The organism is Microthrixaceae bacterium (assembly GCA_023957975.1).
Classification (GTDB): Bacteria; Actinomycetota; Acidimicrobiia; order Acidimicrobiales; family Microtrichaceae; genus JAMLGM01.
In genome coordinates this window covers 151334-171077 of the sequence record JAMLGM010000005.1, presented here as the reverse complement: position 1 = coordinate 171077, position 19744 = coordinate 151334, and the positions used below count along the sequence as shown (strand labels likewise).

Genomic DNA, 19744 nt, shown 5'->3' with positions numbered 1-19744 from the left:
GCGGACTCAGGCGTTCGGAAGCGCCCAGACGAACTCGCCGTCGGCACCAGATTCGTCGGCGGCAAACGCGCCCCTGAATTCCTCGGTGAACTGGCTGGGGTAGAAGAGGCGCCGGTGCTTCGTCTCCGAGATCGGCCCCGACACCGCAATCCGTTCCAGGCGTTCGTCGACGAGTGCTGCGATTCGCTCGGCCTCGCCGTGGACCGCCCAGGTCACATAGGGCCGGTCCTCGTAGAACTCCACCGGCAGCCCGTCGACCAGCAATCGGCGGGCTGCCTCGGTGACGATCTGATGATCTCGGTGGTCGCCGACCCCGAGCGGGGCGATGATGCGTTGTGCCCCCTGGGCCCAATCCCGCACGACTCGTTCGACCGCGTCGACGATCGGGTCGTCGCCGATCTGAGGATCGCGGACCAGGTAGGTGGACGGGCTCAGATCTCCGGATCGAAGCACCGTCTCCTCGAATCCACCGAGGCGGAGCCGGTAGCGCAGACGAATCGAGGCCAACGACTCCTCGCTGAGTCGGATCGCGGTGGCGAGTGGCCAGCGCCGCCGTGTCGGGTGAAACCACCGGGTCCAGTTCGAGTGCGAGAAGACGACGCCGACGGTGACGCGCTCACCCGCGAGGCGGCCATCCAGCATCGACTGGCCGAGACTGAGCGGGGCGTCATCGAAATGTGGAGACAAAACGAGGGTCCTCATCGTGGCGTCAGGCTACCGGCGGATCAGGCTGCTGCTGCGCTGTTCGACGACCGGCAACCCCGGACCAGCGATGGGGGATCGACCCATCGCCACTGGTCCCGGACACCTATGGGTCGCGTGCACTTCGATCCGTAGCGTCAACCAGCGTGTTGTTGTGCAGCGGATCTCGCCCCGCCTCGCGTCCCGGTGGCCGCACCATGCCAAAGCGGTTGGCGATCGCCTGGGCTGCGGTATTCCTGGCGGCGGTATTCCTGGTGTCCGGCTGCGGCGGCGAACCCTCGGCCCGCAACGGCGATGCCGATGGACTCGTTCCTGTGGCTGGGTCGGATGCCGCCGACCGTCCCACGTCGACCGACGCCCCCGAAGCGACCGCGACCCCACCGGTCGACGACGCCGCGCTCGATGACACGGCGCCCGGCGACGATACGACGGTGACCCTGCCAGCGCGCGAGGCTGAGGTCGCGCCGGAGCACGTCTTCGTCGTGGCCGCCAATGGGTTGGCCTGGCAGGAAGCGCTCGACGCGCTCGCGGCCCTCGATCCGTCGGCGGTGAACGCGAGCGGGAAGATGACCGAGGAACTGGCGGCGGCCTGGGTGGACGAGATCGAGCGGTGGCGCGAAGCCGGCGCGGTCAGGACCGAGGAACGACGCGCCTCGTGGCGACGGGTTGAGTCGGTGATCGAGGTGGAACCCGGGGTGGTGGAAATCGAGGCCTGCCAGTTCGCCGGGCTCGCCATGTACGGCGCTGATGACGCGGTCGTGTGGCCGGGCAACGCCGCGGCGTCGCGCGAGGTGGCCGTGATGGTGTCGACGCCCGACGGCTGGAGGTGGGACGACACCTACCTCGACTCGGCGGACGGCACCTCGCCGGTGAACGATTGCGCGTGGCCGTGATTCGGCGACTCGGCAGGCGCCCGTCGTCGCGCACCTCGGGGCGGACGCGTGTTGGTTTGGTCGCGCTTGTGGCGGTCGCACTCGTGGTCGGCGCCGCCGCGACCATCGCAGGGTTCCCCGCCGAACAGGCGTCGGCCGACACGACCACCGGCGGCGCCTCAACCGACAGCGGGGCAGCGGTCGGGATCTCGAAACGTCGCGCTCCCACGAAATCGAACCGCCGATACTCGACCCGGTGCGACATCTATGAGGTGCTCGAATTGAATCCGAGCAACCCCAAAGGCCCACGAGGCCCGCGCCTGAATCGCAACACGGTCCTTCCGGGGACCCTGGTGTGGCAGATCTGTCGAGACATCCGCAGCAACGCCATCGTTTCGGGTCCGCGTCTCGTGCCGCTGCGCGCCCCGGGCGGAACCCAGCTTTCGTTGGCGACCGTCGACGTTCCCGATCCGGCCATCCAGTTCATGCCGCCGGAGTCGACCCTGCCCGGGGTGCTCACGCGCCTCGACCTGTCGGGTCCGATGATCGTGAGTGCTCAGGCCTCCATCGGCGTCGAGACCGTGACCGTGTACGCCGCCCTCGTCGATACGACCTTCGCCGTCGAGTCGACGACCTTCGTGTGCGAGGCCCCCGGTTGGTTCGCCGAGACACAGGACATCAAGCCGTGCACCCATCGGTTCGCCGGACCCCGCCGCGAACTGACGATCGACGTGACCGCCCGCTGGGCGATGTGGTGGGTCGACGTCTCGGGGGCGATCGAATTGCTGCCCGACCATGTCCGCCGGGTGCAGGTGCCGTATGCGGTCGGTTCGGCGACAACTCGGGTGGCGGGCACCGGTTGGGTCGAACGGTGGATGGCCGGGGTCACCCGGTCGGAGGATCGCTGACTCCGGAGTCGAGCGACGCGTCGGCGATCGGCAATTGCATGACCACCCGGAGGTCGCTTCGTCCCGCGGGAATGAGCTGTTGGTACTCGACGCCGAGCACTCCGAGGGTTGGGTGGTTGAACCGTCGGATCCTGGTTTCGAATCCGGCGACGTCGTGTCGGTCCCACCACTCGTCGAATTCCGGGCTCACGCGACGGAGTCGTTCGACGAGGTCGTGGACCGCCGGGTCGTCGCGCCACGGTGCGATATCCGCGCGGAACTGCGCCAGGGAACGACGCGCCTCGTGTTCCCACCCCACGATGAGGTCGCGCACCTCGGGGAGCGCGAACAAGACCCACACCAGGTTCCGTTCATTCTCCGCGAGCGTGGTGATCGGCGGGAACAGCTCCGCTTGGGCGCGGTTCCAACCCAGGTACTCCCACGTCGGTCCGAGCAGGTAGGCGGGGATCGGGTCGATCGAGTCGAGGAGCCGCTGCGCCCAGTCCGGCACGTCGACCCCGATCGGAGAGCCGGTGGGTCGGGTCCGGTGCCCGGCCAACTCGACGAGATGATCGCGTTGGGCGCCGTCGAGTCCGAACACGCGGGCGAGCGCGTCGAGCACCTCGACCGATGCCTTGATCGGGCGTCCTTGTTCGAGCCAGGTGTACCAACTCACCGAAACGCCGGCGAGCATCGCCACCTCCTCGCGTCGTAGGCCAGGGGTACGGCGGCGGCCCCGGTGGCCGAGCCCGACCGTCGACGGCTGGGTCGATTCGCGCAACGAACGCAGGTAGTCGCCGAGTTCGAAATCCGAAGTCACGACCACATCGAACCACATCGAACCGCGCCGACCCGCGCCGATACTGCGCCGAGGGTGGTGGTGGACATCACAGGATCGACGCTCACTGTTCGAGGCGCCGGACTCCTGGTCTGATTCAGCCATGACCACGCTGACCCGATGCTCGCCCTTACCTCCACGCTCACCTTCGCCTTCGCTGATGGCGCCACGGGTGGCCTCGCTGCGTTCGTCGTTCATCCGTGACCTGCTGGCGTCGAGCTGTTCGCCGGGGGTGCTGTCGTTGGCGGGGGGCCTGCCCGGAGACGACCTCATTCCGGTCGAAGCGGTTGATCGAGCAGCGAGGCGGGTGCTCGCCGGGGGGTCCGCGGCGCTGAACGCGTTGCAGTACGGCGCCACCGAGGGCGCGGCCGAGCTTCGCGATGTGTTGGGGGAGCGGCTTGGGGTGAGCGGAGGCGAGGTGATCGTGACCACGGGCTCGCAACAGGGGATCGACCTGGTGTCGCGTTGCCTCCTGGAAGCCGGCGACGTTGTGGTGGTCGAGTCGCCGACCTACCTGGGTTCGTTGCAGGCGTTTCGCGCGCAGGGGGCACGCGTCGAGGCCATCGAGGGCGACCGCTGGGGCCTCGACATCGGTCGGCTGGCCGATGCTCTGAGCGCCGGTCTGCGCCCACGGCTCGTGTCGGTCGTGTCCGAGTTCGCCAATCCGTCCGGTGCAACGTTGAGCCCCGAACGCCGGCGTGCGCTGGTCGACCTCGCTCGTCGCTACCGCTTCGTCATCCTCGACGACAACCCCTACGGCGAATTGCGTTGGAGCGGGACGAGTCCTGTCGGGCTCGAAGAGATCGCCGCGACCTCAGCCGATGACGGACGAAACGATTGCGTCGTGTCGCTGGGATCGGCCTCCAAGATTCTCGCTCCGGGTCTTCGGGTCGGGTGGTTGCGCGCCCCCGAGGAGATTCGGCGCTCGGTGGTGACGCTGAAGCAGGCGACCGACCTCCAGACGAGTTCGCTCGACCAACGCCTCGTGGCCGAGTTGCTGGGCGACGCCGACTGGATGGACGCGCACCTGGCCACGGCGCGGGAGACCTACCAACGCCGCTGTTCGGTGCTGCTCGATGCGGTTCTTGGCGGCTTCGGCGATGCAGTCGATGTCGATCAACCCGACGGTGGGATGTTCCTGTGGGTGAGGTTCAACCGGTCAAAGATCGACACGATGGAACTGTTTCGCCGATCGATCGAACTGGGGGTTGCGTTCGTGCCGGGGGAGGCGTTCGGCAGCCGCAGTGGCCGTTCCCACGCCATGCGGCTGTGCTTCGCGACGTTGAAATCCGAGGAACTCCGCACGGCGGTTCGGCGGCTGGTGAGGGCGGCCCAACCGATGTTGTGACGACGGACCGCTCAGGTGAGGGGCGCGACGGGCCTCGGGCGCCTACACTGTCTGAAGCCCTCGCATCGGGGGTCGCATTACGAAAAGAGAATACGTTGGCAACTGGCACGGTGAAGTTCTTCAACCAAGAGAAGGGCTTCGGTTTTATCTCCCGTGAAAACGCGGACGACATCTTCGTCCACTACTCCAACATCCAGGGGTCTGGTTTTAAGACCCTCGAGCCAGGCCAGGAGGTCGAATTCGACACCGCTCCCGGCCGCAAGGGCGAAGAAGCTCAGAACGTTCGCGTTCTTTAAGAGTCACGGAGCCGTGTGCAGATGCCGCCGACGCAAGTCGGCGGCATTGCCATGCATAGCGGGTCGATTCGATCGACCCGTTCGAGAACAAGAAGGTCCCCATCATGGGCGTACAACGAACAAGTTTCGGCAAACTGCAGCGAGATCGAGCCAAGAAGGCGAAGCAGGAAGCCAAGCGGGAGCGCCGCGCAGCGAACGCGGCGGCCGCTGAAGAAGAGCGAGACATCGAAACCATCCTCGGTGATGAGGACAAGGAGCTCTCGGCCGAGGAGCTCCTCGAGGCGATCGAGAAGATCCATCGCCAGTTTGAAAACGACGAGATCGATTTCGAGGAATTCGAGGAACTGAAGCTCGAACTCTTCGCCCGTCTCCCCGTCGACTGAACGGCGCCACGATCGTGGGGTTCGCATCGCGAGTCGTTCGTTTGGTATCCCGTAGCGCACTCGGACTGGGCGGGATCGGTCTGGCGGCGCTGTCATCGGTAGCGATCGTCGGGCATCGGGTACGTCGGCGTCACAACCCCGAACTCGATGCTCTGGCGCACGAGCCCACCTCGATTGTTCACCATCACCTTCGCACCGCTGATGGCGGCGTCGTGCACGTCGCCGAAGCCGGCACCGGCCGACCGGTGGTGTTGCTTCACGGCGTGACGCTGCAATGGTGGGTGTGGTCGCCGGTCATGAACCTGTTGAGCGACCGCTATCGCGTCATCGCCTGGGACATGCCCGGGCACGGCGAGTCGGAACTCGGATCCGACGGGTTCACGATGGAGACGTTGTGTCGAGATCTGGCGATGGTCCTCGACGAACTCGACGTCCGCGACGCCGTGCTCGTCGGGCATTCCCTCGGCGGGTGTACCGTCGGCGGGTTTCTCTCGCGGCAGCCGGAGACGCTGGCGGAGCGCGTCGGGGCGCTCATGTTCGTCGCCACCGCAGCGACGCTGGCGGAGGGCCTCGCGACCAAGGGCAGCCCCAGAACGCTGTTCGGGCTACCCGGCGGTGCGCTGCTCAGCGGCCTGCGCAAGCCCCGCCCGTCGAATCCCTGGACCGACAACGACCTCAACGCAGGGTTGGTCGCCATGGCGTTCGGGCCCGGGGCCACCGCTCGGATGGTCTCGTCGGTTCGCCGGATGATCGCCGAATTTCCAGCGTCGACGAGCGTCGCCGCAGCGCCGGTGCTGTTGCGTCACGACGCCACCGCGGCGCTGTCGTCGGCGGCGATTCCGACGACGGTGCTGGCCGGACAGTACGACCGACTCCTGCCTCCGGGCCACAGCCGGCAGATCGCGAACCTGGTGCGCGGCTCCCGACTCGTCGAACTCGACGGCGTCGGGCATCAGATCATGCAGGAGGCTCCGTACGAACTCGTCGCTGCGCTGGATTATCTCGTGACACGAGCTTCGACGCACTGACCGAGCCCGGATGGGTTGTGGGTGGCTGCGTCGCGTTGGCGTGAGCGCGCTCCGAGGTGTGCGCGGGGGTGTGCTCGGAGGTGCAGAACATTTGTTCTGGATTCGTGGGGTTTCGTCTTGCAAACCGAACTGTCGTTCGATACCATGAACACATGTTCGAGCACGACAGGGCATCCCAACACACCAACAACGGTGACAGCGGCGGTGAACGCGGCGGTGACGGTTGGGGTCTGCTCGACACCGCAACCACCACCGGCAACACCCTCGCCACACAACTCGAACAACTCCTCGACCACGTCCAAACCGGCATCGAGACCCTCAACACCACCCCAGGCGACACAACACCGTTCAACGGGTCAAGCGGTGGTCAACGCGAACACATCGCCCGCGAACTGTCCCTCACCGCAGCCCGCCTCAACCACCTCGCCCAACGCCTCCACGTCGCCACCGTCAAAATCGCTCAACACGAAAACGTTCACCTCCACGACCGCATCCCCACCATGGGCCACTGGCTCGCACTACACCACGGCATCGCCCGCCGCGACGCCAACCGGCTCCTACGCGCCACCTTGACCACCGAACGATTCGAACAAATCGCCACCGCCTACAACAACGGCACCATCACCCTCGGCCACCTCGACGCCATCTCCAAAATCATCCCCACCCGCTACACCCACCAACAAACCCTCGACGCCATCGAAGCCATCCGCAACGTCGAACAACTCCTCATCGACACCGCCACCCACACCAGCATCAACCGATTCGAACAATTCTGCGACAACGTCCGCGACCGCCTCGACCAAGACGGCCCCAGCGACCCCAACACCGAACCATCCCACATCACCCTGTCCAAAACATTCAACGGACGCTGGCACCTCCACGGCAACCTCACCCCCGACGACGGCGCACTCCTCGCCACCATCCTCCACGACCTCATCAACCGCCAAACCCACACCCCCACCAACGAAACCAACGAAACCGACAGCGGCAGCGACAACGACAGCGACAGCGGCAGCGACAGCGCACCCACAGGCGCCAGCCCACCCACCGAACCGGAGCCCGCCGAGCCCGGTGAGCCCGGACCTGAACCCGGACCTGAACCGGCGGAGCCTGACCCCGCCGAACCCGGTGAGCCCGGACCTGAACCCGGACCTGAACCCGAACCTGAGCCGGCGGAGCCTGACCCCGCCGAGCCCGAACCCGAACCCGAGCCGGCGGAACCTGCCGAGCCTGAACGCGGGCCCACCATGGCCCAACGCAGAGCCAACGCCCTACGCGACGCCCTCATCACCGCAGCAGGCGCCACCAAACCCGGCCGCGTCGGCACCTACCTCCACATCGACCTCGACAAACTCAACCGCGTCCACGAAGGCCTCACCGCACTGTTCACCCAACGCCACGGCCAACCCGACATCTCCGGACCCACCCACACCGAAACCAACCTCGACATCACCGACCAAACCCTCTGGGCCCTGCTCGCCAACGCAGACATCACCCCCACCTTCACCCGCAACGGCACACCCCTGTCCTACGGACACACCCGCCGCCTCGCCCCCGACATCTTGCGACGCGTCCTAGCCCACCGCGACCGCGGCTGCCGCTTCCCCGGATGCGAACGCCCCACCATCGGCTCCGACCTGCACCACCTCACCCACCACAGCAACGGCGGAACCACCGACCCCAACAACCTCACCCACCTATGCCGCTACCACCACACCCGACACCACACCGGCCACGCCACCATCACCGGCAACCCCAACCAACCACTCCAAGCCACCCGACCCGACAACACCACCATCACCAACACCCCCCGCCACAAACAACCACCCCAGCCATGACCTCAACCATGACCTCAACCATGACCTCAACCGATGAACTCAACGAGGGTCGATCCGGTGGACGTGTCCGGAGGTGGCGCTGAGGAAGTGCCCACTCAGCGTGCGATCGGCGCTTCGCATCCGCCAACGTCCGACGCGTTCGAGGCAGTCGATGAGCGCGTCGCGTGCGCCCGGGTCGCGGTAGTGGTTCACGGTGTGGTCGGGGTCGGCCTCGAGGTCGATGAGGATCGATGGCAACAGTTCCTCGGGCGCGGCGAACTGCACCAGTTTGTGGTGGCGAGTGCGCACGACGGTGAGCGAACACCACTCCGAGGGGATTCCAAAGAGCGACTCGACCCAGCGATGTTCCGGGTCGGAGAAATGCCATTCCCAGAAGACCTCGTCGCGCCATCGGTCGGGGGCTGCCCCGTCGGCGACGAACGGGGCGAGGCTCCGGCCGTCCACCGTGTCGGGAATGGAAACCCCAATCCAGTCGAGGATCGTCGGCAACACGTCGACCGACTCGGTGAACTCGTCGAAGTGTCGGCCGCGGCTGGCGTCGGCGCTTGGCCGGGGGTCGCGCACGATCAGCGGAACATGGTACGACTCGTCCCAGTACCCGAGCTTCTGAAGGAGGTGGTGGTCGCCGCCCATCTCCCCGTGATCGCTGGTCAGCACGACGAGGGTGTCGTCCCACAGCCCGCGGTCGCGAAGGTGGGCGAAGAGACGGCCGAGTTGGTCGTCGACCTCGGTTTGCATCGCGTGATACGTGGAGCGCTGTTGTCGACGATCGAGTTCGTCGTGTGCGGCGCCGACCCCGTCGAGGCCGATCGCCACCCCCGGCAGCGGGTGGAACGCCAGCTCCTCCTCGCGCGAAGCGAAACCGCTAAACGCCGGGACGTCGTCGGCGTCGTAGAGGTCGTGGTATCCCTCGGGGTTGCGATACGGCGGGTGAGGCCGGATGAGCGACAGGTGGATGAAAAACGGATCTGCAGCAAGATCCTGGTCGCTGCGTTGGTCGAGCCAATCGGTCACGCATTCGATCATGAACGCGGTCTCGGTGAGCTCCTTTGGGAACCGGGTGGGTGCCCACGTCTCGCCGTGGTTCTCCGCTCCGGCGTAGTCGGGGATCGGTGCGTAGTGCTGATCGGGGTCGTCGGGAAGGTCGATTCCGTGGTCTCTCACCCACGCCGCCCAGTGCCGCCGCCCGTAATAGTCGGGGTCGTTCATCCCCACGTCGAACCCGGGCAAAATGCCCTCGTAGTTGTACAGCCTCGGGTCGTCGGGGGCGACGGTTCGTGGGTCGACGGCGGAGTCGGTGTAGCCGAACAACGTGGGCGAATACCCCGCGGCCCGTGCCAGCTTCGCCACGGTTTGGTGACGGTCATCCAGCGGGGTGCCGTTGACGATGACTCGGTGATGGTGGGCGTACAGGCCGGTGTAGAGCGACGCTCGGCTCGGAGCGCACGGGGCGATGTTGGCGAAGTGGTTGGCGAACAACACCCCCTGGGCTGCAAGCGCGTCGAGGTTCGGCGTGCGCACCATCGGATGCCCGACGCATCCCAGCGAATCCCCCCGCCACTGATCGACGGTGATGAACAACACGTGGCCGGCGCGGCTCATGGTCGGGCCCCCCGGAGCGACTCGAGCGCGGCGGCGGTCTCGGCGATCGGGTCGAAGCTGGGGTCTCCAATCCAGGCCGTGAGCGCCGCCCGGGCGATGGCCATGGCGCTGCCGGCGACCAGCCGGGCCCGGAACGCAATCAGTGTGGCGTCGCCGGATCCGCTCCAGGCTCGGACGAGGTACTCGCTCAGTGCCGCCTCGTAGTCGAGGTCGTTGAGAGCGTCGCGTTCGCGGAGCGCGTCGACCCGGGAGATGAGGCGGTAGCGTTCGGTGCGCATGGGCGATGAGATCGTCGAGGTCAACCCGAAACGGACCTGTTCGAACACGATGTCGAACGGATCTCGATCCGGCGGGGTGACGGCGAGCAGCGCGGTGAGGGCCTCGACGCGTTCGTTGTGGTCGGGAAACACCGCGAATTCCTTGGTGGGGAAGTGGTGGAAGAACGTGCGCGAACTCACCCCGACCCGAGCGGCGATGTCGTCGACCCGGGTGTCGTCGTAGCCGCGTTCCGCAAACAGCTCGATGGCGGCCGCCGAGAGTTGTCGGCGGGTCTCCAGCTTCTGTGCGTCGCGCTGGTTCATCCACGCAGCTTACCCGTTGACTTCACAGAGTGAAGCGAAATAGCTTGAGGTCATGAGTGACGCCGACGACTTCCTGAATTCGATCTACCCGTACCGGACTCGTTTCGAGACCCACGCCGTGCTGCCCGCACACGGAGTCGATCGCGCCACGATCCTCGAACAACTCGGCGCCATGGCCCAAGAGGAGGACGCCAAGGGCGACCGGGGCCAGGTCTCGGGATCGCTCTATCACGGAGGCCACGACCACTATCACTTCCTCACCGAGGCGTTCGAGGCCTTCGCGCACGCGAACGTCATTCAGCGCGACATGTACCCGAGCGCCACGAAGATGGAAGGCGAGATCGTCGCGATGGCGCTCGACATGTTCGGGGGCGGCCACGCTGAGGATGCCTGCGGTGTCATCACCTCGGGCGGTTCGGAATCGTTGATGACCGCGGTCTACACCTACCGCGAGGCCGGACGGGAGCGCGGCATCACCGAACCCGAGATGATCTGGCCCGAAACCGCGCACGTCGCCCTCGATAAGGGTGCGTACTACTTCGGTGTGAAGGTCATCAAGGCCCCGGTCGACGAGAACTATCAGGTCGACGTCGCCTGGGTTCGCGACCACATCACCCCCAACACCGTGGCCATCGCGGCCTCTGCCGGCACCTACCCGCACGGGGTCATCGACCCGATCACCGAACTCGGTGCACTCGCACTCGAAAAGGGTATCGGCTTTCACGTCGACGGCTGTCTCGGCGGGTTCATCCTGGCGTGGGCGAAGGACTGCGGGGTCGAGGTTCCCCCGTTCGATTTCCGGGTTCCCGGAGTCACCTCGATGTCGGCCGACACCCACAAGTACGGCTACGCGCTCAAGGGCACCAGCGTGTTGATGTATTCCTCGAAGGAACTGCGCAAGCACCAGTACTTCACCGTCGGCGGCTGGCCGGGCGGCATCTACATCTCCCCGGGAATGGCCGGTAGCCGCTCGGGCGGAGTCATCGCCGCGACCTGGGCGGCCATGTTGAACCTGGGCCGCGAGGGCTATGTCGAGATCGCCAAGGGGATCTTCGAAGCCGCCGACAAGCTGATCGCCGGCATCGAGGCCATCCCCGAGTTGCAGATTCTCGGCAAGCCCTACTTCCTTGTGGCGTTCGCCTCGGCGGATCCGGATCTGAACATCTACCACGTCAACGATGCTCTGGCCGCCCGCGGTTGGCGCATGAACGGCCTGCAAAAGCCCGACGCCATCCACTTCTGCGTCACCCGGCCCAACACCGCACCGGGCCTGATTGAACAGTTCCTCGAGGACCTCCGAGCATCGGTGGACGAGGCGAAGGGCAAGGAGGGAGAGCCCGATTCGGGTGCGCTCTACGGCCTGTCCGGAACCGGCCCCGAGGGCGTCGCGGTGGTCGAGGACATCCTCGCCGGCGCACTCGATGCGTTCTACGACGTTCCGAAGGGCTGAGGTCGATGGCCGCTGCGTCTGACCCCCGTGCCGAGCGTTTCGTCCTCACCGTCGACCTCGGCACCGGGGGGCCCAAGGTCGGGTTCGTGTCGCTGCTTGGCAGCGTTGCCTTCGAGGAGCACTACGTTGCCGAGACCGAGTTCGGCGCGGACGGATTGGCATCCCAGGACGCCGAGACGTGGTGGCGAACGATCATCGATGCGGCCAAGGGCGCTCTCGATGCCGGGGTCATCCGCCGCGATCAGGTCGCGGCGGTCTCGATCACCGGACAGTGGGCGTCGACCGTGTGCGTCGATGCCGAGGGACTGCCGACCTCCCCGGTGATGATGTGGATGGACAATCGGGGCGGCCGCCTCGCACGCGAGGCGGTTGGAGGCCCGGTCAGCGGCTACGCGCCGAGGGCGATCGCCGAGTTCATCCGGCGATCCGGTGGCGCCCCCAGCCTCGATGGCGCCGATCCCATCGGGCATCGCCTGTATCTGCAGCGCTGCGAACCCGAGCGGTACCGGGCCGCGCGCTGGCTGATGGAACCCGTCGACTACCTGTCGATGCGTTTCACGGGCATCGCCGCTGCGAGCCCGGCGTCGATGGTCGGTACGTGGATGCTCGACACCCGCGATCCGAAGAACTACCGCTACGACGACACGCTGTTGGCGCTGACGGGCGGCGGGCGCGAGAAGCTGCCACCCCTTCAGCCGTTCGGCACCGTCATCGCCAACGTGCAGCCGTCGGTCGCCGCCGAGTTGGGCATCGGCGCCGACGTCGCGGTGGTGACCGGTGCCCCGGACGTGCACACCGCGGCGATCGGCTCGGGGGCCATCGGGCTCTATGAGACCCATATGGCGGTGAGCACGACCGGATGGATCAGCGCACCCGTGCCGAAGAAGAAGACCGACCTGTTCAACATGGTCGCGACCGTGCCCGGCATCGACGAGGAGAACTACCTCATCATCAACAACCACGAGACCTCCGGAGCGTGCTTTGCGTGGTTGCGTGGGATCCTCGGCGGCACGCTCGATTTCGAGGAGATGAACGACCTTGCGGGCGAGTCGCCGGCGGGCGCCAACGGGGTGATCTTCACACCGTGGCTGAAGGGCGAACGATCGCCGATCGCCGACGCCAACGCCCGTGCGGGTTTTGCCAACCTCGGCCTCCTCAACACCCGCTCCGACCTCATCCGCGCGGTGATGGAGGGCGTCGCGATCAACGACCGATGGTTGCACGACGCCGTCGAGAAGTTCGCCGGGCGAACCCTCGACAACATCCGTGTGATCGGTGGAGGGGCGCAGTCGGACCTGTGGTGTCAGATCCACGCGGACGTGATGGGCCGCACGATCGAACAGGTTGCCGACCCGCTCTATTGCGGTATCCGAGGCGCAGCGCTGAGCGCGGCGATGGCGATGGGCGAGGTTCGTCCCGACGAGGTGCGCGACCTGGTGTCGATCAAGGCGACCTATCGCCCCAACGCACTCCATACGGCGATCTACGACCGCCACTACAAGGAGTTCAAGGGCCTCTACAAGCGACAGAAGTCGTTCTTCCGCCGCATGAACTCGGCGGCCAAATCGGCGGCCAAATCGGCGGCTAAATCGGCGGCTAAATCGTGAGCGGGTCTGCCCTCGACTCCGTGGCGCATCTGCGGTCGGGCCGGGCGTCGTTCGAGGTGAAGCCGGCGGCACCGGTCCGCCTCGACCACGTCGACGGGGTGCTCGCCGGGGCCGCGAGCGTCGACATCACCCCGCCGCCAGGCATGCCCAAGGCCGGTTACAGCTCCAACGCCCACGACGGCGAGGGATTCCGGTCCCGCCTCCGCGCCCGGGTCGTGCACCTGCGGGCCGGGAGATCATCGCTCGCGATCGTGCACTGCGATCTGCTCGGTGGATCCTCGGTGCTGCAGTACCTGGTGGCCGATGCCATCTCGGCGCAGTGCGACGTGCCCCTCGCCGGGCTCATGATCGGCGCAACGCACACCCACGCCGGGGCCGGGCAGTTCAACGGAACGGACTTCTACAACCGTTTCGCGTCCAACCGCAGCGGCTTCGATCCGGCCTGGAGTGCGTTTCTCGTCGAGCGCATTGCATCGGCGGTCATCGAGGCCACCCAGACGCGGCGGCCGGCAAAGGTTGGGTTCGGCTCGATCGACGTGTGGGGAGCCACGCGGAACCGGTCGCTCGACCCACACGTCACCAACGCGACAGTGCGAGACAAGCGCCAGGAGCCACAACGCAAGTTCGCGGCGATCAATCCGCAGCTTCGCCTGCTGCGCGTCGATGACGCCGCAGATTCCACCCCGATCGGCGCCTCGGTCATCTTCAGCGTGCACGGCACCGGCATCTCCCAGCATTCCCGCGAGTACAACGCGGATGTGTGGGCCTACCTCGTCGACGAATTGGCCCACCACATCGAATCCAGCCGCGGTGCCGGCGGTGTCGTCGGGGCCATCGAGGGAACTCACGCCGATGTCGCGCCAGCGCTGTATCCCAACAGTGCGGGCTATCGCGACACCAAGCGGGTGGGCCGGGCGATCGGGCACAAGGCCGCGGAGCTCTACGACTCGCTCGGCGATCGGTTGAGCGAATCGGTCGAGTTGGGGTGTGCCTTCGAGGAGGTGTCGCTCGTCGGGGGAGCCAGGCGGCGGGCCAACGGCACCGTCGCCCAGCTTCCGAACCGACCGGCGGTGGGCGCAGCGCTGGCGGCGGGGGCGATGGAGAACCTCACGCCGGTGATCCACCGGCTTCCGCTGTTTCGAGCGGGCATGCCGCGACGGTTCCTGAAGAACGGTCCGCAAGGAGCCAAACACGTCATCGGCGGTCGATTGCAGCCGCTGGTGTTGCCGCTCAAGGCATTCCCACGATCGATTCCCGTGCAGGTGCTGCGCATCGATTCGACCGCGGTGGTCGGGTTGCCCTTCGAGGTCACGGTCGAGTCGGGGCGCCGTATCACCGCTGCGGTGCTCGACGCCGTCGCCGGGCCGGATGAGGGCCTGATCGACGACGTCGTGGTGTCGTCGGTGGCGAACGAGTACTGCGGCTATGTCGCAACCGCCGAGGAATACTCACGGCAGTTCTATGAGGGCGGCCACACCCTGTACGGACCCAACACCGAGCGATTTCTTGCGGCCTGCGCCGCGGATCTTGCCTCGGCCCTCGCCGCGGGAGGTGACGTCGCGGTGCAACGGACACCGCCGACGCGATCGTGGAACCTTCGGGTGCACCGATATCTGATCGATCCGACGACGGTTCAGCGATCTCCCCAGGTGGTCGTGGAGCCGCAATTTCACGACTACACCGACCGGATCGACGGGGCCTGGGAGGTCATCTGGAGCGACGCCGAACCAGGTGCGTTGTGTTGGCATTCGACGATCGTTCGCGTCGAGGTGTCCCGCGACGGCGGCGACACGTGGGCGCCCGCTCGTCACGACGGTCGACGTGTGGACGACGGTGGTACCGAGATGGAGGTTCGACACCTGGGGCTGTTCGACGGGGCTCACCGTTACGCGGCGCGTTGGTACGACCCGGCCTTCGGCGACGACCGGTTGCACCGCTTCGTGATCGTCGATGCCGACGGCTCGGTCCTGTTGAGCACCGAGGGATTCAACTGATTCCCGAGGAGCGATGGCACGAGTTCGTCTCGGAGCGGGGCGAACGGTGGCGCGTCGATCTCGGCGCGCTCGGGTCGGGATGGAGTTGCGGGTGGGGGTCGTGGTGCCGCGGCATCGGCGACGAAGCCGACCCCACCCACACCCAGGGGTGTTGCGTGCTCGGGGCGCAAATTGTCGACGAGGACGACGCCATGAACGTGGCGGCCCACGCCGCGCTGATCGACCCCGACCGATTCCAGTTCGCCGAACAGGCCGAACGGGACGGCGTCTTTGCGGCGCCGGTCGACGGGGCTGAGCGATCGGCGACGCGGGTGATCGATGGCGCATGCATCTTCTTGAACCGGGCGGGGTTCGCCGGCGGCGCAGGATGTGCCCTTCATCTCGGTGCGCTCGACTACGAAGATGCACCGCATGAGTGGAGGCCGTTGGTGTGTTGGCAGGTGCCGTTTCAACTCGACCGGGTGACCGAACCCGGGTCGTCGGTCGAGGTGTCGATTCTGCGGCGCAAGCGTCGCGTCGACTTCTCCTCAACCGGCGACGAGGCCGACGCCGTGGCGTGGATCTGCACCGAGGACCCCGCAGCGTACGGGGAGGTGACCCCGGTGTTGCTTCGCCAACGCGAGGAGTTCGAGGACTGGCTGGGAACCGATGTCGTCGAACACCTCGCCGAACGGCTCAGCTCGACGACAGCCGGAAACGCTTGATGGCGTCGAGGTCGATGTCGACGCCGAAACCGTGACCCTGGGGGACTGCGAGTGCACCATTGGTCACCGTGAGCGGCTCGGTGATGATGTCGTCGGCATAGAAGCGGTCGCTGCCCGACAGGTCGCCGGTGAGCGTGAATCCGGGAAGCGAGGCCAGCGCGATGTTCGCGGCCCGTGCGAGTCCGGTTTCCAACATGCCGCCGACCCACATGCCGACGCCGCGCTCGAAACACCAGTCGTGGATGCGCAACGCCTCGTGGTAGCCGCCGACGCGTGAGGGCTTGAGGTTCACGACGTCGCACGCTCCGACGGCGAGGGCGGTTTCCACCGACCGCAACGACACGAGCGATTCGTCGAGGCAGATCGACGTGTGCAGTCGTTTGGCGACGGCGGCGTGGCCGACGAGGTCGTCCGAAGCGAGTGGTTGTTCGATGAGCGTGAGGCCGAACCCGTCGAACTTCGCGAGGTGTTCGACGTCGGCGCGCACATATGCTCCGTTGGCGTCGATCTGCAGGGACATGGCGGGGAACTGTTCGCGCACCGCCTCGATGTGGTCGAGGTCGCGGCCCGGCGCAACCTTGAGCTTGACCCGGCGGTACCCGTTGGCGGCGAATTCGGCGACGGTGTCGACCAGGTCGGAGGGGGACTCGGCGAAGCCGATCGAGACCCCGGCGTTCACCGACTCGACCTCGCTGCCGAGGAATTCGGCGAAGGACTCGCCGGCGGTGCGCAGCTCGGCGTCGAGCACCGCCATTTCGAGCGCGGACTTGGCCATGCGGTGGCCGGCGACGGGGGCGAACAAGGCGCCGAGACCTTCGGAGGTCACCGATTCCGCAGCGGTCAGCAGCGGCGCAAGGCGGTCGCGAAGGACGATGTGGGCCGACGCGATGAACTCCGGTGTGTAGAACGGGGTGGCGAAGGCCGAGCATTCGCCCCAGCCGTCGGCACCGTCGGTGCGGACGCGCACCATCAGCACCTCACGTTCGGTCATGAGTCCGCCGATCGTGTGCCACGGCCGAAGAAGCGGGAGTCGAAGCGGGATGAGTTCCACCGTCGAGATACGCATTCCCACGGGTTTAGCGCACCTTTGCCGCGAAACGAACTAGAACAGGTTCCATGTTGACGATTTTGGACGATGCTCGTGTCCGTCTGCTCACCCTCGATCGCCCCGACGCCCTCAATTCCTTCAACGAGGCGCTGTACGACGCGCTGGCCGAGGCACTCATCGATGCGGCGAACGATGATTCGGTGGCCGTCGTCGTCATCACGGGGTCCGGCCGAGCGTTTTCGGCGGGGCAGGACCTGTTGGAGATGGGCGAACGGATCGCCAACCCTGATTTCGTCGAGGGTGCACACGGGTTTCCGGGTTGCGTCGATCAACTCATCGGCTTTCCGAAGCCGTTGTTGCTGGCGATCAACGGGCTGGGCCTGGGAATCGGCACGACGATCATCGGGTTCGCGGACCTGGCGTTCATGTCGACCGACGCCAAGCTGAAGTGCCCCTTCACTTCGCTCGGGGTCGCTCCCGAGGCGGCGTCCTCGCTGCTGTTCCCACGCCTGATGGGGCATCAGAACGCGGCCTGGGTGCTGTTGAGCTCGGAATGGATCCTCGCCCCGGAGGCGAAGGAACTCGGCCTCGTGTGGAAGATCACCTCGCCGGAAGACCTGTTGGAGGTGACGATGGATCACGCCCGGCGGCTCGCGGCGATGCCGATCAGTTCGCTGCAGGCGGTGAAGGCCACGATGACCGCCGGCCGAGCCGAGGAGACCCGCGCCGCCCGAGACCGTGAAGACGCACAGTTCGTCAGACTCATGGGCGGCCCGGCAAACATGGAAGCGTTGGCGGCGTTCGCCGAGAAGCGTCCCGCCGACTTCACCAACCTGGCACCTGGGTGGTGAGGGCCAGGCCCCGCGCAACTCAGCCCGGGTAGCGGGCGACGACGAAGCGTCCCGTGTGCGGGGGCAGGCACAGCACCGTGAGCGCGTCGAGTAGCCATCGGGCCACGACGCGATGTCCGAGTCCGGCACCGGGCACGACGACGAGGCCCTTGCGCGGGTGGTCGGCCAGGACCCGCCAGCCGTCGGGGATGGCGGCGACGGTGTCGGCGAGCGCGAACCTCGCGCGCTGGGAGGTGCCGTGGAGGAGCCCCAATTCGGTCGGCTCGGTCGTGGTCCAGGTGGCGAGGGGGACCACCGGGCCTCGCCGGGAAAAGATCGCGAGCGAGTTCGGTGTCGCCGGGACTTCGGTGCCCTCGGGGAGTTCGGGGACGATGTTGAGCCAGCCGGAACCGGTTGACTGGAGTTCCTCGAAGATGGCGACCAACTCCTCGGCGCGGTCGATCGTGGTGGTCGTCGGTGGCGTTCGCGGCATCGTGGCCAGCCTACGATCAGCGAGATGACAGCGGAGTCGACCCCCCGAGTTCGCCTCGATGCGATCGTGCAGGATCCAAGCGACGAACGGGTGGCGTCGTTCATGGGGCTGCGAGATCGCGACCTGCGCCTACGGGCGCGGGCGACCGCCGCGAGCGATGATCCGCAGGAGGCGGTCTTTGTGGCCGAGGGCGATCCGGTGGTCGAGCGGGCCGTGCGCGCCGGCTATCGGCTCATCACCCTGCTGGTCGACGCCACGCGTTCGCAGCCGCTTCCCGAGCCCATCGCAGAAGCGGTGGTGGAGGGCGGCGGCGAGGTGCTCGGTGCCGGACCTCAGGTCCTCGAACGCATCACCGGGCTGGGGGTGCATCGGGGGTGTCTCGGCGTGTTCGCGCGGCGCGACCTGCCGAGCGCGGAACAGGTCGTGGGCGGGGCGCGACGGCTGTTGGTGTTGGAGCGGGTCGTCAACCCCATCAACCTCGGGGTGATCGTGCGCAGCGCGGTCGGCCTCGGCCTCGACGCCATGGTGCTCGATGAGGCCAGCGTCGACCCGCTGTACCGGCGCGCGTCGCGGGTGGCGATGGGGGAGGTTTTCGACTTCCCCTACGCGCGGGTCCGCAGATTCCCCGAGGGCCTCGACATGGTGCACGCCGCGGGTTTCGTGACGTGCGCGCTCACCCCGGCGCCCGACGCCGTGCCCATCGATTCGCTGCGCTTCGGCGCCGAGGAGAAGGTGGCGCTGTTGTTGGGGAGCGAAGGCCCGGGGTTGAGCGACGCGACGATGTCTGCGTGCGACCACCGCGTCGTCATTCCGCTGTCGGGGCGCGTCGACTCACTCAACGTCGGAGCCGCCGCGGCCATCGCGTGTTACGCCATCACCCGGGCGTGCTAGATGACCCCAGCACGGCGATGACAGCGATGAGGAGGTAGAGGACGACGACGACCAACCCGGAAATGAGCGACCACTTGACGAACTTGCGGGCGTTCGCTGCGTGATCGTTCGCCCCGGCCACGTCCCCACGGTTCCACGCGCTGCCGGACATGACCGAGAACACGATCGCAACGATGCCGAGCGGTTGGCAACAAAACAGCGCCACGAGGATCGACTGAACGAGGTAGGCATCGGGCTTCATCCCACTCGGCTGCGTCGCGAACGGCGGGCCCGGAGGCGGATACCCGCCGTAGTTCGGCGGGGGAGGCACCCATCCCTGGTCTCCCGGTGGAGGTGGGAACTGGTCGGCCAT

The 19744-nt window shown here is 66.9% G+C and carries 20 protein-coding genes; 13 read left to right on the top strand and 7 right to left on the bottom strand.

The genetic code is table 11. The features are described 5' to 3' along the window. Positions 1 to 6: 6 nt before the first annotated feature. Positions 7 to 702, bottom strand: coding sequence for a hypothetical protein (locus M9952_09495; GenBank protein ID MCO5313149.1), 696 nt, complete (start codon positions 700 to 702; stop codon positions 7 to 9). 197 nt (positions 703 to 899) lie between these two features. Between M9952_09495 and M9952_09490 the strand changes: the two genes are divergently transcribed. Then, positions 900 to 1595 carry a hypothetical protein gene (locus M9952_09490; GenBank protein ID MCO5313148.1) on the top strand — a complete coding sequence of 232 codons (696 nt, stop codon included), beginning with the start codon at positions 900 to 902 and terminating at the stop codon, positions 1593 to 1595. A 68-nt stretch (positions 1596 to 1663) separates the two neighbouring features. Further along, positions 1664 to 2482, top strand: a complete 819-nt coding sequence (locus tag M9952_09485) for a hypothetical protein (GenBank protein MCO5313147.1) — start codon at positions 1664 to 1666, stop codon at positions 2480 to 2482. Here M9952_09485 and M9952_09480 read toward each other — a convergent pair. Next, the gene (locus M9952_09480; GenBank protein MCO5313146.1) at positions 2460 to 3497 is read right to left on the bottom strand and encodes a helix-turn-helix transcriptional regulator; all 1038 of its coding nucleotides are present in this window, start codon (positions 3495 to 3497) and stop codon (positions 2460 to 2462) included. The two genes, M9952_09485 and M9952_09480, sit on opposite strands and share 23 nt — an antisense overlap. On the opposite strand from M9952_09480, the gene M9952_09475 reads away from it, so the two are divergent. From M9952_09475 to M9952_09455, 5 genes are all read left to right on the top strand, one after another. Then, on the top strand, positions 3460 to 4647 hold the full coding sequence (locus M9952_09475; protein MCO5313145.1) for a PLP-dependent aminotransferase family protein: 1188 nt from the start codon (positions 3460 to 3462) through the stop codon (positions 4645 to 4647). The two genes, M9952_09480 and M9952_09475, sit on opposite strands and share 38 nt — an antisense overlap. A 95-nt stretch (positions 4648 to 4742) precedes the next feature. Next, entirely contained in the window at positions 4743 to 4943 is a 201-nt protein-coding gene (locus M9952_09470) for a cold-shock protein (GenBank protein MCO5313144.1), read from the top strand. Between the two features lie 104 nt (positions 4944 to 5047). Then, positions 5048 to 5326, top strand: a complete 279-nt coding sequence (locus M9952_09465; GenBank protein MCO5313143.1) for a hypothetical protein — start codon at positions 5048 to 5050, stop codon at positions 5324 to 5326. A gap of 14 nt (positions 5327 to 5340) precedes the next feature. Further along, positions 5341 to 6354 carry an alpha/beta hydrolase gene (locus tag M9952_09460; GenBank protein MCO5313142.1) on the top strand — a complete coding sequence of 338 codons (1014 nt, stop codon included), beginning with the start codon at positions 5341 to 5343 and terminating at the stop codon, positions 6352 to 6354. A gap of 152 nt (positions 6355 to 6506) precedes the next feature. Beyond that, positions 6507 to 8192 carry an HNH endonuclease gene (locus tag M9952_09455; GenBank protein ID MCO5313141.1) on the top strand — a complete coding sequence of 562 codons (1686 nt, stop codon included), beginning with the start codon at positions 6507 to 6509 and terminating at the stop codon, positions 8190 to 8192. A 39-nt stretch (positions 8193 to 8231) separates the two neighbouring features. On the opposite strand, the gene M9952_09450 is transcribed toward M9952_09455, so the two are convergent. Together M9952_09450 and M9952_09445 are read right to left on the bottom strand one after the other, a co-directional pair. After that, entirely contained in the window at positions 8232 to 9794 is a 1563-nt protein-coding gene (locus M9952_09450) for a sulfatase-like hydrolase/transferase (protein ID MCO5313140.1), read from the bottom strand. Further along, positions 9791 to 10375, bottom strand: a complete 585-nt coding sequence (locus M9952_09445) for a TetR/AcrR family transcriptional regulator (protein ID MCO5313139.1) — start codon at positions 10373 to 10375, stop codon at positions 9791 to 9793. Before M9952_09445 ends, M9952_09450 begins: the two co-directional genes overlap by 4 nt. A 52-nt stretch (positions 10376 to 10427) precedes the next feature. Here M9952_09445 and M9952_09440 point away from each other — a divergent pair, with 52 nt between their 5' ends. The 4 genes from M9952_09440 (at position 10428) to M9952_09425 (ending at position 16130) form a co-directional block, all read left to right on the top strand. Then, a complete protein-coding gene (locus tag M9952_09440) occupies positions 10428 to 11825 on the top strand; it encodes an aspartate aminotransferase family protein (protein ID MCO5313138.1) in 1398 nt (465 codons plus the stop codon). Positions 11826 to 11830: 5 nt separating this feature from the next. Beyond that, positions 11831 to 13432, top strand: coding sequence for an FGGY-family carbohydrate kinase (locus M9952_09435; protein ID MCO5313137.1), 1602 nt, complete (start codon positions 11831 to 11833; stop codon positions 13430 to 13432). After that, positions 13429 to 15426 carry a neutral/alkaline non-lysosomal ceramidase N-terminal domain-containing protein gene (locus M9952_09430; protein MCO5313136.1) on the top strand — a complete coding sequence of 666 codons (1998 nt, stop codon included), beginning with the start codon at positions 13429 to 13431 and terminating at the stop codon, positions 15424 to 15426. The genes M9952_09435 and M9952_09430 overlap by 4 nt, the downstream gene beginning before the upstream one ends. 155 nt (positions 15427 to 15581) lie before the next feature. Beyond that, complete coding sequence (locus tag M9952_09425; GenBank protein MCO5313135.1) at positions 15582 to 16130, top strand: hypothetical protein; 549 nt, start codon at positions 15582 to 15584, stop codon at positions 16128 to 16130. On the opposite strand, the gene menC is transcribed toward M9952_09425, so the two are convergent. After that, positions 16102 to 17196: an o-succinylbenzoate synthase gene (menC, locus tag M9952_09420; GenBank protein ID MCO5313134.1), complete on the bottom strand. Its 1095-nt coding sequence runs from the start codon at positions 17194 to 17196 to the stop codon at positions 16102 to 16104. The two genes, M9952_09425 and menC, sit on opposite strands and share 29 nt — an antisense overlap. Before the next feature lie 50 nt (positions 17197 to 17246). Here menC and M9952_09415 point away from each other — a divergent pair, with 50 nt between their 5' ends. Further along, a complete protein-coding gene (locus M9952_09415; protein ID MCO5313133.1) occupies positions 17247 to 18029 on the top strand; it encodes an enoyl-CoA hydratase-related protein in 783 nt (260 codons plus the stop codon). Between the two features lie 19 nt (positions 18030 to 18048). Here M9952_09415 and M9952_09410 read toward each other — a convergent pair whose 3' ends face one another. Beyond that, positions 18049 to 18501 carry a hypothetical protein gene (locus M9952_09410; GenBank protein MCO5313132.1) on the bottom strand — a complete coding sequence of 151 codons (453 nt, stop codon included), beginning with the start codon at positions 18499 to 18501 and terminating at the stop codon, positions 18049 to 18051. A gap of 24 nt (positions 18502 to 18525) precedes the next feature. Between M9952_09410 and M9952_09405 the strand changes: the two genes are divergently transcribed. Continuing rightward, the gene (locus tag M9952_09405) at positions 18526 to 19392 is read left to right on the top strand and encodes an RNA methyltransferase (protein ID MCO5313131.1); all 867 of its coding nucleotides are present in this window, start codon (positions 18526 to 18528) and stop codon (positions 19390 to 19392) included. Here M9952_09405 and M9952_09400 read toward each other — a convergent pair. Continuing rightward, complete coding sequence (locus M9952_09400) at positions 19376 to 19744, bottom strand: CD225/dispanin family protein (protein ID MCO5313130.1); 369 nt, start codon at positions 19742 to 19744, stop codon at positions 19376 to 19378. The genes M9952_09405 and M9952_09400 overlap by 17 nt on opposite strands.

What these genes read in the sequence shown, in the direction of transcription:
- M9952_09495 (MCO5313149.1), bottom strand. Translation starts at nt 702, where the DNA reads ATGAGGACCCTCGTTTTGTCTCCACATTTCGATGACGCCCCGCTCAGT.
- M9952_09490 (MCO5313148.1), top strand. Translation starts at nt 900, where the DNA reads ATGCCAAAGCGGTTGGCGATCGCCTGGGCTGCGGTATTCCTGGCGGCG.
- M9952_09475 (MCO5313145.1), top strand. Translation starts at nt 3,460, where the DNA reads ATGGCGCCACGGGTGGCCTCGCTGCGTTCGTCGTTCATCCGTGACCTG.
- M9952_09480 (MCO5313146.1), bottom strand. Translation starts at nt 3,497, where the DNA reads ATGAACGACGAACGCAGCGAGGCCACCCGTGGCGCCATCAGCGAAGGC.
- M9952_09465 (MCO5313143.1), top strand. Translation starts at nt 5,048, where the DNA reads ATGGGCGTACAACGAACAAGTTTCGGCAAACTGCAGCGAGATCGAGCC.
- M9952_09455 (MCO5313141.1), top strand. Translation starts at nt 6,507, where the DNA reads ATGTTCGAGCACGACAGGGCATCCCAACACACCAACAACGGTGACAGC.
- M9952_09450 (MCO5313140.1), bottom strand. Translation starts at nt 9,794, where the DNA reads ATGAGCCGCGCCGGCCACGTGTTGTTCATCACCGTCGATCAGTGGCGG.
- M9952_09445 (MCO5313139.1), bottom strand. Translation starts at nt 10,375, where the DNA reads ATGAACCAGCGCGACGCACAGAAGCTGGAGACCCGCCGACAACTCTCG.
- M9952_09440 (MCO5313138.1), top strand. Translation starts at nt 10,428, where the DNA reads ATGAGTGACGCCGACGACTTCCTGAATTCGATCTACCCGTACCGGACT.
- M9952_09435 (MCO5313137.1), top strand. Translation starts at nt 11,831, where the DNA reads ATGGCCGCTGCGTCTGACCCCCGTGCCGAGCGTTTCGTCCTCACCGTC.
- menC (MCO5313134.1), bottom strand. Translation starts at nt 17,196, where the DNA reads ATGCGTATCTCGACGGTGGAACTCATCCCGCTTCGACTCCCGCTTCTT.
- M9952_09415 (MCO5313133.1), top strand. Translation starts at nt 17,247, where the DNA reads ATGTTGACGATTTTGGACGATGCTCGTGTCCGTCTGCTCACCCTCGAT.
- M9952_09410 (MCO5313132.1), bottom strand. Translation starts at nt 18,501, where the DNA reads ATGCCGCGAACGCCACCGACGACCACCACGATCGACCGCGCCGAGGAG.
- M9952_09405 (MCO5313131.1), top strand. Translation starts at nt 18,526, where the DNA reads ATGACAGCGGAGTCGACCCCCCGAGTTCGCCTCGATGCGATCGTGCAG.
- M9952_09400 (MCO5313130.1), bottom strand. Translation starts at nt 19,744, where the DNA reads ATGGCCGACCAGTTCCCACCTCCACCGGGAGACCAGGGATGGGTGCCT.